The 15,832-nt window shown below is 65.2% G+C and carries 13 protein-coding genes; 9 read left to right on the top strand and 4 right to left on the bottom strand.

What is annotated here, in order from left to right; genetic code table 11:
- Window positions 1-4 precede the first annotated feature (4 nt).
- Window positions 5-907, top strand: a complete 903-nt coding sequence (locus tag JQ616_RS03470; protein ID WP_249136366.1) for an HpcH/HpaI aldolase/citrate lyase family protein — start codon at window positions 5-7, stop codon at window positions 905-907.
- 14 nt (window positions 908-921) lie between these two features.
- On the opposite strand, the gene JQ616_RS03465 is transcribed toward JQ616_RS03470, so the two are convergent.
- Window positions 922-2,136, bottom strand: a complete 1,215-nt coding sequence (locus JQ616_RS03465) for an EAL domain-containing response regulator (protein WP_212012252.1) — start codon at window positions 2,134-2,136, stop codon at window positions 922-924.
- A 364-nt stretch (window positions 2,137-2,500) separates the two neighbouring features.
- The gene (locus JQ616_RS03460; RefSeq protein ID WP_212012250.1) at window positions 2,501-3,787 is read right to left on the bottom strand and encodes an MFS transporter; all 1,287 of its coding nucleotides are present in this window, start codon (window positions 3,785-3,787) and stop codon (window positions 2,501-2,503) included.
- A 147-nt stretch (window positions 3,788-3,934) separates the two neighbouring features.
- On the opposite strand from JQ616_RS03460, the gene JQ616_RS03455 reads away from it, so the two are divergent.
- From JQ616_RS03455 to JQ616_RS03440, 4 genes are all read left to right on the top strand, one after another.
- A complete protein-coding gene (locus JQ616_RS03455) occupies window positions 3,935-4,882 on the top strand; it encodes a TAXI family TRAP transporter solute-binding subunit (protein ID WP_212012248.1) in 948 nt (315 codons plus the stop codon).
- A gap of 173 nt (window positions 4,883-5,055) precedes the next feature.
- Window positions 5,056-7,164: a TRAP transporter permease gene (locus JQ616_RS03450; protein WP_212012246.1), complete on the top strand. Its 2,109-nt coding sequence runs from the start codon at window positions 5,056-5,058 to the stop codon at window positions 7,162-7,164.
- Complete coding sequence (locus tag JQ616_RS03445) at window positions 7,161-7,535, top strand: DUF1850 domain-containing protein (RefSeq protein ID WP_249136364.1); 375 nt, start codon at window positions 7,161-7,163, stop codon at window positions 7,533-7,535. The genes JQ616_RS03450 and JQ616_RS03445 overlap by 4 nt, the downstream gene beginning before the upstream one ends.
- A gap of 23 nt (window positions 7,536-7,558) precedes the next feature.
- Window positions 7,559-8,365 carry an SDR family NAD(P)-dependent oxidoreductase gene (locus JQ616_RS03440; RefSeq protein ID WP_212012242.1) on the top strand — a complete coding sequence of 269 codons (807 nt, stop codon included), beginning with the start codon at window positions 7,559-7,561 and terminating at the stop codon, window positions 8,363-8,365.
- Between the two features lie 30 nt (window positions 8,366-8,395).
- Here the strand turns inward: JQ616_RS03440 and JQ616_RS03435 are convergent, their stop codons facing one another.
- The gene (locus JQ616_RS03435) at window positions 8,396-9,940 is read right to left on the bottom strand and encodes a cation:proton antiporter (protein ID WP_212012240.1); all 1,545 of its coding nucleotides are present in this window, start codon (window positions 9,938-9,940) and stop codon (window positions 8,396-8,398) included.
- A 147-nt stretch (window positions 9,941-10,087) separates the two neighbouring features.
- On the opposite strand from JQ616_RS03435, the gene JQ616_RS03430 reads away from it, so the two are divergent.
- The 4 genes from JQ616_RS03430 (at window position 10,088) to JQ616_RS03415 (ending at window position 14,710) form a co-directional block, all read left to right on the top strand.
- Window positions 10,088-10,858, top strand: coding sequence for a tetratricopeptide repeat protein (locus tag JQ616_RS03430; RefSeq protein ID WP_212012238.1), 771 nt, complete (start codon window positions 10,088-10,090; stop codon window positions 10,856-10,858).
- A 119-nt stretch (window positions 10,859-10,977) separates the two neighbouring features.
- The gene (locus tag JQ616_RS03425) at window positions 10,978-12,885 is read left to right on the top strand and encodes a propionyl-CoA synthetase (RefSeq protein ID WP_212012236.1); all 1,908 of its coding nucleotides are present in this window, start codon (window positions 10,978-10,980) and stop codon (window positions 12,883-12,885) included.
- 371 nt (window positions 12,886-13,256) lie between these two features.
- The gene (locus JQ616_RS03420; RefSeq protein WP_097673725.1) at window positions 13,257-13,529 is read left to right on the top strand and encodes a hypothetical protein; all 273 of its coding nucleotides are present in this window, start codon (window positions 13,257-13,259) and stop codon (window positions 13,527-13,529) included.
- 65 nt (window positions 13,530-13,594) lie between these two features.
- On the top strand, window positions 13,595-14,710 hold the full coding sequence (locus JQ616_RS03415; protein WP_212012234.1) for an acyltransferase family protein: 1,116 nt from the start codon (window positions 13,595-13,597) through the stop codon (window positions 14,708-14,710).
- Window positions 14,711-14,881: 171 nt separating this feature from the next.
- On the opposite strand, the gene JQ616_RS03410 is transcribed toward JQ616_RS03415, so the two are convergent.
- Window positions 14,882-15,577 carry a DUF1013 domain-containing protein gene (locus tag JQ616_RS03410; RefSeq protein ID WP_212012232.1) on the bottom strand — a complete coding sequence of 232 codons (696 nt, stop codon included), beginning with the start codon at window positions 15,575-15,577 and terminating at the stop codon, window positions 14,882-14,884.
- Window positions 15,578-15,832 lie beyond the last annotated feature (255 nt).

Genomic DNA, 15,832 nt, shown 5'->3' with positions numbered 1-15,832 from the left:
CGTGATGCGCAAGCTGCGCCCGGCCGCGCTGTGTCGCTCCTGGCTGTTTCTCGAAGGCGCCAACGAGCAGGTCCTGCAGCACGCGGCCGCCAGCGGTGCCGACGTGCTGATCCACGAGCTCGAGGACTTCACGCCGCCGCCGCTGCGGGCGAAGGCGCGGGCGCTGGCGGCCGAGCTCTACGCGACCTGGCGGGATCAGGGCGTGGTGGTCGCGGTGCGCGTCAATCCGCTGGACCAGGACGGCATGGACGATCTCGCTGCGGTGATGCGCGGCCGTCCTGATATCGTCGCGCTGCCCAAGGTCGCCGAACCGCACCATGTCGTCCGGCTTGACGAAGCGGTGACGCGGTTCGAGCGCGACTATGGGATCGCCGAGGGATCGACGTCGCTGCTGCCGAATATCGAGTTCGCGCGCGGCCTGGTGCAGACCGGCGCGATCGCAGCCGCGAGCCGGCGCACGATCGGCTGCCTGATGGCGTCCGAGGACCTCGCCGCCGATCTTGGCGCCGAACGCGGCAGCGATGGCCTCGAGCTCGCTTACGCGCGGCAGCGCTTCATCGTCGAATGTCGCGCCGCCAATGTCGTTGCGGTCGATTGCCCCTACACCTGGAGCGACGCGGCAGGCGTCGAGCGCGACACGATCTGGGCGCGTCGGCTCGGTTACACCGCAAAGAGCCTGGTCGATCCCGCGCATGCTGGAATCGTCAACCGCGTCCTCACGCCAAGCGACGATGAGCTGCGCCAGGCGGGCAGGATCGTCGCAGCGTTCGAAGCGGCGCGGACGCAGGGCTTTGGGCGCGTCGAACTTGACGGCTCGCTGCTCGAGGTCCCGACCTATTCCAACGCAAAGCGCTTGATCGCGCGCGGCGAGGCGCTGCGCGCGATCGATCGCGACGCTCCAGCTTGACCTGAGGCCGTGCCTCAGGAGGCCGGCTCTTTCTCCGAGAAATGCATGCGTGAGCGGGCGAACTTCTTGACGCCCATCGGCTTGCCGAACAGGTAGCCCTGGACCTGATCGAAATCCATCTCGTGTGCGGCAAGAAAGTCCGCGCGGGTCTCGACGCCCTGGGCGACGACCTGCGCGCCGGCATCGTGGGCGAGCTCCACGACGCGCCGGCACACCGTCTGCTTCAGGCGCTGATCGGCGCAGCCGGTGACGTATTGATGATCGACCTTGAGCTGGACGAATGGAAAATTCGGCAGTCCCAGCAAAGACGGCCAGTTGGCGCCGACATTGTCGATCGAGATGCCGATATTGTGCAGCCGAACGCGCCTCGCGACATCGATCGCGAGATCCAGATTGTCGACCACCTCGGTGCTGTCGATCTCGATCAGCAGGCCGGCAAAGGCCGCATGATCCGGAATCCTATAGCAGAGCTCGCGCACCGCATCGTCGTCGGCGAGGAACGAGATCGGCAGGTTGATCGAGAGATTGACCGGGCCAATCTGCTCGAGCAGATAGCGCCAGTCCTCGATCGCACGCGCGATCACGAATTCGGACAGCGCATGAAAATGCGGATCGCTTTCATCGGGGATGAAGTAGGCCGGCGGCACCACGCCCCATGCCGGATGGCGCATCCGGATCAGCGCCTCGGCGCCGCTCGGAACCAGCGTCCGGAGATGGATTTTCTGCTGATACCACAGCTCGAGCCAGCCGGCCTTCAGCGCTTCGGGGACGTCAACGGCCGGGCTCGGCGCGGGCTCGAGCGGCATCAATGACGCAAGACTGTCGCGCAGGGTTCCGGCGCTGAACGGCGTGGACAGCGCCGGCAGCATCGCGATGCCGTACTCGTCGCCGATCTGCCGGACCGCCTTGACGATGATCGAGTCCGGCTGGCCGATCACGAGGACCTTGCCGCTGTAGTCCTTTCTCACCAAAGTCTCGAGAATTTTACTGACTTCGATGCCGTCCACGGACACGCCGAGTACCAGAAGATCGGGCCGTTCCGCGTCCAGCACGGTGTCGAGTTCCAATGCCTGGCTGCATTCACTGGTGATGAAGCCGAGGTCTTCCAACGCCTCCGCGAGGAAGGTCCGAAGGTGTTTTTTGCTGTCCGCAATGCATGCGCGTGGGGTCAGCTTGCGATGTCCGAACCATCCGGCTCGTGCTTGTTCGATGTGGCTGATGTGGTTCATGCCCCGCCTTATCCGTAATTACCCCGACTTGACTCGTACATCCAAGAGCCGCGGCAATCATGGAAATTTCTGGTTCATACATTGATTGGCTCGCTAACCTTAAAGGATTCAATTCGACTTAAATGATGCCGGAATCGCTGCGTCTTGCCGCGGTTACACGCGCAACAAATGCGTCATCTGGCATTCATCAACGTGATCGCGGCAGACTTTTCGCGTCGGCGGAAACATTGCGCGCGTGTGTCATCGCGAGACGGGCGTTAATGACTGTGTTGTCGCGTCGATGCAGGCGTGGAATTGCATCATTGTCGGACATCGGATTGCGTCACGTGCAGCGGCATGACGAGTCGTAACTGCGAATCACGGATCATCCGTTCTGTGGTGACAATGCAGGCGTGCGCGATGTGGTCGTTGCGGTTCGCAATGTCTCCGGCATCAATGCGCAGTAGCCGATCAGCCCGACGCCAGCGACGGCTGCAAGGAACAGGAATGCGGCGCTATAGCCGGCATGGACAATGATGAATCCGGCGACGGCCGTGCTGAGCGCGCCGCCGAGACCGGTCGCCGTGGCGATCGCGCCCTGGCTGATGTTGAAATGCCCGGTACCGTGCGTGAGGTCGGCAACCACCAGCGGGAACAGCGCGCCGAAAATCCCGGCGCCGATGCCGTCGAGCAATTGCACCGACACCAGCCAGTACGGATTGTCCGACAACGGATAGAGCGCGCCGCGAACGGCCAGCACCGCGAGCGCCACGGCAAAGATCGGCTTGCGGCCCCGGATGTCGGCCTTGCGTCCGACCAGCATCGCGACCGGCACCATCACGACCTGCGCCGCAATGATGCAGACCGACATCAGCGATGTGCCGAGGTTGCGGTTGACCAAAGCGAGCTTCTGTCCGACCAGCGGCAGCATCGCCGCATTGGCAAAATGAAAGATCACGGTCGAGACCGCGAAGATCAGCAGTGGCTTGCAGGTCAGCAGCACGCGAAAGCCGGATGGCCGGTCATGCCGCGTGCCGTGCTCCTCGGCGCTATCGTCGAGCCCGCGCGCGACTTGATGGTCGATCGCGGCGGGTGGGATCGACAGCGTCGCGGCGATGCTGGCGAGCGCCATTGCCGCGAGCAACCAGAACACCACGACGGGGCCGAACCAATAGGCGGTGCCGCCGGCGATCGCCGCGGCCACCGCGTTGCCGGCGTGATTGAAGGCCTCGTTGCGGCCGGTCCGCGCCGCGAATGCCTTGGGTCCGACGATACCGAGCGTCACCGCGGCGATCGCCGGCGCGAACACCGAGCCGCTCGTGGCTGCGAGTGCCTGGGTCGCGGCGACCAGCGCGAATCGATCGAGCAGCGGCAACAGCAGGCACGCGGCGGTGACAGCAATGGCGGCCGCGATCATCAATCCCCGCTTGGCGCGGCTGCGGTCGATCAGGGCGCCGGCCGGCGTCTGCGCGACGATCCCGGCGATCGCCGCGATCGACATCACCGAGCCGATCGAGGCTTCGTCCCATTTGCGTTCGGTGAGGAGGTAGATCGCAAGATAGGGGCCGAGCCCGTCCCGCACGTCGGCGAGGAAGAAGTTCAGCGCATCCAGCGCGCGCTCAACGGTCGTCCGGGACGGCTGCAAGTGATACCTCGCGGCGGGATCGCGCATCTCAACCCGGTCGTGCCCGCGGAGTTCCCGCGCAGGTAAAGTGGTGCTGCCATCAGGGATTTCGGCGCGGCATGCGTCATTTGGATGGGTTGACCCGGCGGGGGCAGGCGGCCAATTTCCGGCCCGGCTTAGGGGAGAATAATACTCATGAATTCAAGGTTGATGGCTGCCGCGATCGTGGCAGCCGGTGTTTTGTCCGCGCCTGTCGCGCAGGCCGAGCAGTTCATTAACGTGCTCACCGGCGGCACCTCTGGCGTGTATTACCCGCTCGGTGTCGCGATCGGAAAGATCTACGGCGACAAGATCCCAGACGTGAAGACCCAGGTGCAGGCGACCAAGGCCTCGGTCGAAAACCTGGTGCTGCTGCAGCAGGGCCGCGGCGAAATCGCCTTCACGCTCGGCGATTCGCTGAAGGCCGCCTGGGAAGGCGACACCGAGGCCGGCTTCAAGACCAAGCTCGACAAGCTGCGCACCATCGGCGCGATCTATCCGAACTACATCCAGATCGTCGCCACCGGTGAAAGCGGCATCAAGACGCTGGCCGATCTCAAGGGCAAGAGCCTGTCTGTCGGCGCGCCGAAGTCCGGCACCGAGCTCAACTCGCGCGCGATCCTCGCGGCCGCCGGCATGAGCTACAAGGATCTCGGCAAGGTCGAGTATCTGCCGTTCGCCGAATCGGTCGACCTGATGAAGAACCGCCAGCTCAGCGCCACGCTGCAATCGGCCGGCCTCGGCGTTGCCTCGCTGAAGGATCTCTCGACCTCGAGCGAGATCACCGTGGTCGCCGTGCCGAAGGAGACCGTCGACAAGATCGGTCCGCCCTTCGTCTCCGTGATCATTCCGGCCAATACCTATACCGGTCAGGACAAGGACGTGCCGACCGCCGCGGTCGTGAACTACCTCGTCACCTCGAGCGCGGTGTCGGACGATCTCGCCTATCAGATGACCAAGCTGGTCTATGAATCGCTGCCGGAGCTCGCCAATGCCCACGCCGCGGGCAAGGAGATCAAGCTCGAGACCGCCGCGACCGGCAGCCCGGTGCCGCTGCATCCCGGCGCGATCCGCTATTACAAGGAAAAGGGCCTGATCAAGTAGGGCCGGTTACATCTCGAGATGCGTCATGGCCGGGCTTGACCCGGCCATCCATCTTTCTAAAAATTCTGATTTTCGATGGATGCGCGGGGCAAGCCCGCGCATGACGTGCGGGGGGCGCGGCCGGGCACCACACAGGTGCTATCGAGCCGCGGGCACGGCGGGGGACTGATTCAATGCAGCAGCAGATTGCGGGCGAACAGCCCATCAAGGTTGAATTCGACAATTTCGAGCACGGCTTTCCGGAGGGTTTCGGCCCGGGCGGCTGGGGGCGCCTGGCCTATGCCATCGGGCTCGCCTTTGCGGTGTTCCAGCTCTATGTCGCGGCCTTCAACTATCTGCCGAGCCAGGTGGTGCGCGGCGTCCATGTCGGCTTCCTGATCCTCTTGACCTTCGGCCTGATCGGCAATTTCACCGCGAAGACCGATTTCGGCCGCGCGGTGAGCTGGCTCGTCGGCGCCGCGGGCTTCCTCTGCGGGCTCTACCAGTGGATCTTCTATGCCGATCTGATCGCCCGCGACGGCGATCCGACCAACATGGACCTGGCGGTCGGCACTCTGCTCGCGGTCCTGATCTTCGAGGGTACACGGCGGCTGATGGGAGCGGCGCTGCCGCTGATGTGCGGCGCATGTCTGCTCTACTGGTTCTTCGGACAGTATCTGCCGTCGCCGTTCAATCATCGCGGCTATGACTTCGACCAGATCGTCACCCATCTGTCGTTCGGCACCGAAGGCTTCTACGGCGTGCCGATCTACGTCTCGGCGACCTACATCTTCCTGTTCATCCTGTTCGGTTCGTTCCTCGAGCGGGCCGGCATGATCCAGCTGTTCACCGACGTCTCGCTCGGCCTGTTCGGGCGCACCCGCGGCGGCCCGGCCAAGGTCGCGGTGTTCGCCTCAGGCATGATGGGCACGATCTCCGGCTCCGGCGTCGCCAACGTCGTGACCGTCGGCCAGTTCACGATTCCGCTGATGATCAAGTTCGGCTACCGCCGCGCGTTCGCCGCCGGCGTCGAGGCCACCGCTTCGATGGGCGGCCAGATCATGCCGCCGGTGATGGGCGCGGTCGCCTTCATCATGGCCGAGACGCTCGGCGTTCCCTATTCGGAGATCGTCAGGGCCGCGGTGATCCCGGCGATCCTGTACTTCGCCTCGGCGTTCTGGATGGTGCATCTGGAAGCCGGCAAGCACGGCCTCGTCGGCATGAAGCGCTCGGAGATCCCGAGCGCCTGGAAGGCGCTGGTGGCGCGCTGGTACCTGGTGTTGCCGCTCGCGGCACTGGTCTACATGCTGTTCGAAGGTTTCACGCCGCTCTATGCCGGCAGCATGGGGCTCGCGCTGACGGTCGCGTTGATCCTCGGCGCCAGCATCACGCTCGGCTTCTCCAACACGATCGTGCGCTACATCTTCTGGATCGGGCTTGCGCTGGTGGTTGCAGCGGTGTCGCGCCACGGGCTCGAGATCGTGCCGGTCGCCAGCGTCGTCGCCGGCCTGATCGTGATCGCCGCGATCACGCGCGGCGGCCGCGCCACGCTGAGGGCGTGCCGTGACTCGCTCGCCGACAGCGCCAAGTCGGCGCTGACCGTCGGCATGGCCTGCGCCATCGTCGGCACCATCATCGGCATGATGACGCAGACTGGCGTCGGCACCATCTTCGGCAGCTGGATCATCGGGCTCGGTGCCAAGAGCCTGTTCCTGGCGCTGATCATGACCATGCTGCTGTCGATCCTGCTCGGCACCGGCATCCCGACCATCCCGACCTACATCATCACCGCGGCGCTCGCCGCGCCTGCGCTCGCCAAGCTCGGCGTGCCCTTGATCGCAAGCCACATGTTCGCGTTCTACTACGGCATCATGGCCGACCTCTCGCCGCCGGTGGCGCTCGCCGCACTGGCGGCGGCGCCGATCGCCAAGGAGAATCCGGACAAGATCGGCTGGGAAGCCATGCGGATCGCGCTGGCCGGTTACGTCATTCCCTTCATCTTCGTCTATTCGCCGGCGCTGATGCTGCAGGGCAATGACCCGATGGCGGCCCAGCTCGGCTTCTACGGCGCGGTGGCGCTGGCGACCTTCAAGGCGCTGGTGGCGATCGCCCTGTTCGGCATTGTCGCCATCGGCTTCCTGTTCACGCGACTGACCTTGGTCGAGATCGCGGCGGCGTTCGGCGCCGCGCTCTGCCTGCTCGGCGATTTCCAGTTCTCGGACACCGCGGGCTTCACGCTCGCCGCAGCCGTCGTGCTGTGGCAGTGGCGGCAGCGTCCGCGCGATGCGGTGGCGGCGGCTTGAGCCTCTGCCTGGCATCCGCCGGTGTCGTGAAGGCGCTGTCGATCGCGGCTTTCACGCTGGCCTGGACGCATTCGATCGAGAAGTCCGCTTGGGAGGAAGACTGGCTGGTCACGCCGGCCGGGCTCGTGCTGCAACAGGCGCGCATCAAGGGCACCGGCGCCGGCATGGAGCCGCCGCCGGAGGCGCGGCTCGTCGATGGCTGGTTTCAGTGGGCGCCGCCGCCCATTCCGAGGCCGCAAGTGGTGCTCGGCAATTCCGGTGCTGCCGGCGAATGGCACCTGTGCCACGCGGGACGCTGCCAGACGCTATCGGAGATTTTCGGGCATCCGATCGGTGCTAATGTCACGACGATGAGTATTTGCGAGCCATAACAAACAACAAGGGAGAAAGACCGATGGATCGGCTCAAGGGCAAGGTCGCGATGGTGGTCGGCGCGGGCTCGATCGGGCCCGGCTGGGGCAATGGCAAGGCGACCGCCGTGACCTTCGCGCGCGAGGGCGCCAGCGTGTTCTGCGTCGATCGCAACGGCGCGGCGGCCGAGGAGACGGTCAAGATCATCACCGAGGAGGGCGGCAAGGCTGTCGCGTTCACCGCCGACGTCTCGCGCGCCAGCGAGGTCGAGGCGATGGTTGCGGCCTGCCTGAAGGCCTATGGCCGCATCGACGTGCTCGACAACAATGTCGGCATCGCCGAGGTCGGCAGCGTGGTGGAGGTGGCGGAAGCCGAGTGGGACCGCGTGTTCGCGGTCAATCTCAAGAGCGCCTATCTGTCGATGAAGCACGTCATTCCGGTCATGATCAAGCAGGGCGGCGGCTCGATCATCAACATCTCCTCGATCGCCTCGATCCGCCATGTCGGCATCTCCTATGTCAGCTACAATGCCAGCAAGGCGGCGATGAACCAGATGACGCGCTCGACGGCGGTCGAGTTCGCCGCCAAGCATGTCCGCGTCAACGCGATCCTGCCCGGGTTGATGAAGACGCCGATGGTCGCGCATTCGGCCGGGCTGGCGCAGAGCTACGCCAAGGGCGATGTCGAGGCGATGTGGCGGGCGCGCGATGCGCAGGTGCCGATGGGGCACATGGGGGACGCCTGGGACGTCGCCAATGCCGCGCTGTTCCTCGCCTCGGACGAATCGAAATATGTCACCGGCATCGAGCTCGTGGTCGACGGCGGCATCACCTCCAAATCTGGCGCATGAAGTCGGGTGCGTGAGCGCGCGTGAACGAGGCTAGGCCTCGACGCTGAGCTCGGCGCGGTCGAGCTCTTCCTCGACCAGATGGAATGCGTCGTCGCCAATGGTCTCGGTGCGACGCAGTTTGAGCAGCGCCTGACGTGCTGCCGCGATGGCGCGGCGGCGTATCGGATCGGCCGGCAACTCGCGCGAGAATAGGCCGCCATCAGTGTCACTCTCGGCGCGCAGCAGCACGGCACGGTATTCGAGCCGGAGGATTTCGGCCTCTTCCGACGGGTCCGCGTCGATCTCGTCGAGAGCGGCGCGAAACGCGATGCTGCGGGCATGGGCCGCCTCGCGTCCGACCGGATCGTCGTCAGCGAAGTTCAACGCCAGGATCAGCGGCCGCAAGGTCAGGCCCTGGATCACCAGTGAGCCCAACACCACGGCGAACGCCGTGAGCAGGATCAGGTCGCGATACGGAAACCATTCGGGCAGTGCAAACGCGGCGGCCAGCGTGACGATTCCGCGCATGCCGCACCACGACACGATGAAGCCGCGCTTCAGGGTCGGCACGGCATCCACCACATGGGCGGGTAGCCAGTCGCGCGACTTCAGCGTGCGCAAGAGCGCGCCGTAAGGCATCACCCAGAGGATGCGGGCGAGGATCACGACGGCGAGGATCGTGGCGGCAAAGCTGCAATATTTCCATCGCACTTCGGCGTCGAGATCGGACCAGATCGGGCGCAATTGCAGGCCGATCAGCATGAAGGCGAGCACGTTGAGCACGAACACCACGGTTTCCCACACCGCGTAGGACGAGACGCGCAGCCGCGCCGAAGTCCGGGCCGGCGCGGTGCGGGCGATGGTGATCGCATAGGCGATGATGGTCAGGATGCCGGACAGGCCGAGATGCTCGGCGACGATCCACACCATGAAGGTGCCGCCGAACTGGGTGATGATCGCGCTCGGCGCCTCGGTGATGCGGCGGGTGATCATCATCCAGACCTGCGCGAACAGATAGCCGGCGGCGAGGCTGCCGATCAGCGCTACCGCGATCGACGGCACGAACTCGCGGATCTTCATGTGCTCGGCGGCGACCAGGCCGACCGCGACGCGGTAGATCAACAGCGAGGTGGCATCGTTGAGCAGGCTTTCGCCCTCGAGGATCTTCTGGATCCGGTAGGGCAGGCTGACCTGGCGCAGGATCGCGGTGGCTGCGGCTGCGTCCGGCGGCGCCACGATGGCGCCGAGCGCGATCGCAACCGGCCAGGGCATGTCCGGGCGCAGCCAGCGCGCGACCACGGCGACCGCCGCCGTGGTGACGCCGACCGCGACCACCACCAGCGTCGAGACCGGCAGCCAGTTGTTGCGGAGATCGCGCAGCGAGGTGTCGAACGCGGCATCGAGCAGCACCGGTGCCACGAACAGCGCCAGCGCCAGCTTCGGTTCCAAGGCCCAGGTCGGGGCCCACGGCAGCAATGTCAACAGCACGCCGCCGATCGCCAGGAAGGTCGGGTAGGGCACCTTGATCCGCCGCGCCAGCGCCGACAGCGCCACCGCTGCGAGCAACAGGCCGATGATCCATTCAAACGTGAGCAAGGCGAACCCCCAAAAGTGCGGCGCGCGGCGTGCCGCACCAGGTGCAGCCGATCGTCGCAATTGACGTATAATCCAGCGTGTGGTTTGGCGGCAATTGCTGCCGCACATCAGAGGCCGGCGGTTCAGGCGCGGGATGTCTTGTCGGTGATGGGAATACGACGCAACTCTCCAAATCTGGCTGTCGCGCTGATCTGTGCATGCCTGTCGGTCGCATCAGGCGTCGCGCACGCGACCGGCAGCGAGCCGGGCGAGGATGTGCAGGCCAATGCAGGACCTTGCAATGCCGCCGCCGCGGCAGCCGATGACGACAAGATCATCGACGTCTGCGGCGCGCTGATCGACAATGAGAAGGCGACGAAGCCCGATCGCGTCAAGGCGCTGACGGCGCGCGCGAGCGCCTATGACCGCAAGCAGATGATCGACCGTGCGATCGCCGACTACGACACCGTGCTCAAGCTCGATCCGTCGCTTGCCGATGCCCACAATGCGCGCGGTGAGCTGTGGCGCCGCAAGGGCGACCGGCCGAAGGCGATCATGGATTTCGGCGCCGCGGTCAAGCTCGATCCCGATCACGCCGTCGCCAAGGCCAACTACAAATCGCTGTCGCTGGAGCTGGAGCGGATCGGCGCCATGATGGCGGTCGCCGGCAAGCCGAGCTTCGATTGCCGCAAGGCGCGCCGGCCGGTGGAGAGGGCGATCTGCGCCGATCCCGCGCTGGCCGATCTCGATCGCGAGATCGGCGCATCGACCTTCCGCGCCGTGCGTGAGGCGAAAGATCCGCGCCAGGCGCGCGAGCTGCAGCGAGCGCAGGACGATTTCATTGCCCGCCGTAATGCCGAGTTCGGCAAGCCGGGCTACGATCTGCAAAAGGCGATGCGCGAACGCCTGCAGCGGATCAATGGGGTCGACGGCTATTAGCCGACCCTCGCCACTCCTGCCGACCCGGCCGAAGGTCGCGGTCATTTCGGCTTGAATCGGCGCCGCTTCCCGTGACAATGGTCGGCAAATGACGCGCGACCGCGCGAGGGAGAAACGCGATGAACATCCAGCAGAGCCGGTATCATGAGGTGTATGCCCGCTCGCTTCGGGACCCCGAGGGCTTTTGGGCCGAGGCAGCACGCGAGATCGACTGGATCGAGCCCGCCAAGAAGATCTTCGATCCCGCGATGGGCGCCTACGGACGCTGGTTCACCGGCGCCGTGGTCAACACCTGCTATAACGCGCTGGATCGCCATGTCGCCGGTGGCCGCGCCGATCAGGTCGCGCTGATCCACGATTCCCCGCTGACCAACACGATCACCAAATTCACCTATTCCGAGTTGCTGCGCGAAGTGCAGGCGCTCGCCGCGGTGATGCAGGATTTCGGCGTCGCCAAGGGTGATCGCGTCATCCTCTATATGCCGATGGTGCCGGAGGCCGTGGTTGCGATGCTCGCCTGCGCGCGGATCGGCGCGGTGCACAGCGTGGTGTTCGGCGGCTTTGCCGCCAAGGAGCTCGCGACCCGGATCGACGACGCCAGGCCGAAGCTGATCTTCTCGGCGAGCTGCGGCATCGAGCCTGGCCGTATCGTGCAATACAAGCCGCTGCTGGATGAAGCGATCCGCCTCGCTGGCAGCAAGCCCGAGACCTGCATCGTCCTGCAACGGCCGCAACAGGCGTGCGAGCTGACCGCCGGCCGCGACCACGACTGGGCGACGCTGCGCCGCGCCGCGCTCGACGCCGGCAAGGCCGCGCCCTGCGTGCCGGTCGCCGCGACCGATCCGCTCTACATCCTCTATACCTCGGGCACGACCGGCATCCCGAAGGGCGTGGTGCGCGACAATGGCGGGCATCTCGTCGCGCTGAAATGGTCGATGGAAAATCTCTACGGCGTCAAGCCCGGCGAGATCTGGTGGTGCGGCTCCGACATCGGCTGGGTGGTCGGCCACTCCTACATCGTCTACGGCCCGCTGATCCACGGCGCGACCACGATCATGTATGAAGGCAAGCCGGTCGGCACGCCCGATGCCGGCGCGTTCTGGCGCGTGATCTCGGAGCACAAGGCGGTCGCCTTCTTCACCGCACCGACCGCGTTCCGCGCGATCAAGAAGGAAGATCCCGAAGGCAAGCTGCTCAGGAGCTACGACCTCTCGCGCTTCCGCACCCTGTTCCTCGCCGGCGAGCGCGCCGACCCGCCGACGGTGGAGTGGGCCGAGCAGCAGCTCAAGGTGCCCGTGATCGATCACTGGTGGCAGACCGAGACCGGCTGGTGCATCGCCGGCAATCCGGTTGGCTTGGGCATGCTGCCGGTCAAGCACGGTTCGCCGACGGTGCCGATGCCGGGCTATCAGGTCGACATCGTCGACGAAGCGGCCAAGCCGGTGCCGGCCGGCACCATGGGTTCGATCGTGATCAAGCTGCCGATGCCGCCGGCCTGCCTGCCGACGCTGTGGCAGCAGGACGATCGCTTCCGCGACGCCTACCTCTCGGAATTCCCGGGCTACTACAAGACCTCGGACGCCGGCTACAAGGATGCGGACGGCTATGTCTGGGTGATGGGCCGCACCGACGACATCATCAATGTCGCCGGCCACCGGCTCTCCACCGGCGGCATGGAGGAGATCCTCGCCTCGCATCCCGATGTTGCCGAATGCGCCGTGCTCGGCGTCAAGGATGCGATCAAGGGCGAGGTGCCCTGCGGCTTCCTGGTGTTGAAGGCCGGCGTCACCAAGGCGCCGGATCAGGTCGAGAAGGAAGTCGTGGCGCTGGTCCGCGAGAAGCTCGGCCCGGTCGCCGCCTTCAAGCTCGCCATCACGGTGGCGCGGCTGCCCAAGACCCGCTCCGGCAAGATCCTGCGCGGCACCATCAAGAAGATCGCCGACGGCGAGCCCTGGACCATGCCGGCGACCATCGAGGACCCGAAGGTGCTCGAAGAGATCGGCGAGGCGCTGAAGGGGAAGGCGTAGGCGTAGGTGGTGGTGTGCTTTGCGCACTTTTGGATAACCGCCCGTGCGGCCACCCCTCTCCCTAACTCTCCCCCGCAAGGGGGGAGGGAACCCTTCCGCCGGTGGCTCCCTCACGCAGGATGAGTTGAGCGATGTGCTGTTGACCTTACGCCACGTGAGGTGACCACGCCGGTCAGGCTCCCTTCCCCCTTGCGGGGGAGGGTGGGGAGAGGGGTGGCCCCGGGGCGAGATGATCGATCAGGTCACGAACCGCGCAACCGGGACGCTCACCCTCGAAACGCACTCCGAAGCAAAACGGCCTTGATTTTGATGGATTGCCGGGTCATCCCGACCGTCGAAACGTCATTTGCCACGAGATACGGACTCACCGGATGCGATCCATTTCCGCACGCGCGCCCCTCGCATTGCTGCTCGCATTGCCGCTGCTGGCCGGCTGCCTCGAGCGCGGCCGGTCGCCGATCGCGGAGAGCATGGGCGACGACGATCAGTACTGCCAGGCCGGCGGCAAGGTCGCGGTCGGTTCGGCCGAATATGTCGCCTGCCGCAAGGACCGCGACGTCCAGCGCCAGAATGCCGAAGTCCGCTCCGACCGCCGGCAACGCGATCTCGGCGAATACATGATGAACCATCCCGACGTGCATTAGGCGCCGGGCCGAATTCCCCCTGAGCTATCGGCTCGCCGCCATGCGATCATGAGCGGCCCTTTTGGATGAGACCATGTCCTGTGCTTGTGGAAGGCGAGCTCGCGTTGCAGCGTGACAGGATCGGGGAGCTCGACGGGCTGCGCGCGATCGCGCTGCTGATCGTCGTCATCTGGCACTATTTCGGCACGCCGGACGGGCCGCAGGACTGGCCGTGGAAGCTGCTGCATGTTGGCCGTTTCGGCGTCGACTTGTTCTTCATCCTGTCCGGCTATCTCATCACCGATATCCTGCTGCGGCACCGCACGGCCGAGCGATACTACTCGGCCTTCTACGGCCGGCGGGCGTTCCGGATCTGGCCGCTCTATTACCTGATGTGCGCCGGCGCGCTGATCGGCTGGTCTCTTTCGCTCAGCGCCGATCTGTTCGGCACCAGGGGCGTGCCCGGCTGGCTCTATCTGTTCGGCTTGCAGAATTTCGGTATGGCCAAGGCCCAGACCGACGGCGCTTACTTCCTGGCTGTCACCTGGTCGCTTGCGATCGAGGAGCAGTTCTATCTGCTGTTTCCGCTGCTGGTGCGCTACATCCCGCCCGAGCGGTTGTTTGCGATCCTGCTGGTGCCGATCCTGATCTGTCCGATCGGGCGGCTGATCGATAGCGCGCTGCCGGACGCCTATGGCTGGTACGTGTTGCCGCAATTTAGGATCGATTCGTTGGCGATCGGCGCGCTGATCGCCTGGTGGCGCCTCTATCGCAAGCCGGATGCCGAAATCTCCGGCCTTGTTGTCCGCATTCTCAAATGGTCGACCATGGCGCTGCCGCTGCTGTGGCTGTTCGGGTGGAAGCGCTGGTCGGTGGCGTTCTCGCACACCCAGGTCGAGATCTTCTTCGGGGCTTTGCTGTTCGTCGTGCTGGAACATCGCGGCTCGCCGCAACTTGCGATCCTGCGCAGCTCGGTCGCGAACTTCTTCGCCAGAACGTCCTACGCGGCGTATCTCATCCATCCCGTCGTGGTGTACCTGCTGTTCGCCGTGCTGCATCGACCGAGAACGATCGAGAGCCTCGCCGGCATCTCGCTGACCTTCGGTGCACTCGCGCTGACGTTCGGGCTGTGTGCGCTGAGCTACCGCTATTTCGAGCGTCCGCTGCTCGACTTCGCGCACCGGCGATTCGCGTTCAACTAAAGCGCGATGAGATTGGGTTGAATCGTCATCGCGCTTTAGTTCCTTGTTTGAGCATGATCTTTCCGGAAAACCGCTTCGCACTTTTCCGGATCATGCTTTAGCCAAAACAAAAACGCGGCAGGTTGCCCCGCCGCGTTTCGTATTCCACTCTTCGAGTCGCGCAGTCCGCGCTTACTCTTCGTCGTCTTCGGGCTTCTTGCCGCCGATCGTCTTCAGCTTGGCGAACACAGCGTCGACGTTGAGATCGTCGTGGCGTTCGATCGGCTGATCGTCCTCGTCCTTACGCGTGGTCTCGGAGGCCGGCAGCAGCGTGGCGCCGCCGTAGACGGTCGTGGTCGGCTTCTCCTTGGCGGCGCGCTGCACCTCGAAATCGAGCTCGATCTGCGAGCACAGGCCGAGCGTCACCGGATCCATCGGGGTCAGGGTCGAGGCGTTCCAGTGGGTGCGGTCGCGCACGCTCGCGATCGTGGTCTTGGTGGTGCCGACCAGGCGCATGATCTGGGCGTCCTTCAGCTCGGGGTGGTTGCGCACCAGCCAGAGGATCGCGCTCGGCCGCTCATGGCGGCGCGACACTGGGGTGTAGCGCGGGCCCTTCTTCTTGGCGGCGGTGGGCAGCACCACCTTGCTCTCCTGAAGCCTGAGCCGGTAGTTCTGGTCGCGCTCGCCGCGCTCGATCTCCTCGCGGGTCAGCTGGCCGTTCGAAATCGGGTCCATGCCCTTGATGCCCTGGGCGGCGTCGCCGTCGGCGATGGCGCGGACCTCGAGGGGGTGCATTTTGGTGAAATCGGCCACCTGGTCGAAGGTCAGGGCGGTATTGTCGACCAACCACACGGCAGTCGCCTTCGGCATCAGCGGTGCGTTGCTCATGGCAAATCTCCTTTGTGCTTCGCCCACCTCTGTCGAGGCGAAGCTGGTAGTCATCGGCGATGACGGGAATTATAGGGCCTATATAAGCCCTCAGGGGGGAATGGCGCAATGGGCCAGCAAAATCGCCTTGACAGCGCCCGAAAGCAGTCCCAAGTCCTTACTCTAACAGGCCGTTCCCCGCCCGCTTGGCGAGGGGTGATTCGGTCCCCAAATTGCCCCAAGACTGTCCAATGACAGTCCAAAGACAGCCCCGAG

Origin of the sequence: Bradyrhizobium tropiciagri, from assembly GCF_018130545.1 — a bacterium.
Lineage (GTDB): Bacteria > Pseudomonadota > Alphaproteobacteria > Rhizobiales > Xanthobacteraceae > Bradyrhizobium > Bradyrhizobium tropiciagri_A.
This window is presented reverse-complemented; position numbering and strand designations above follow the sequence as displayed.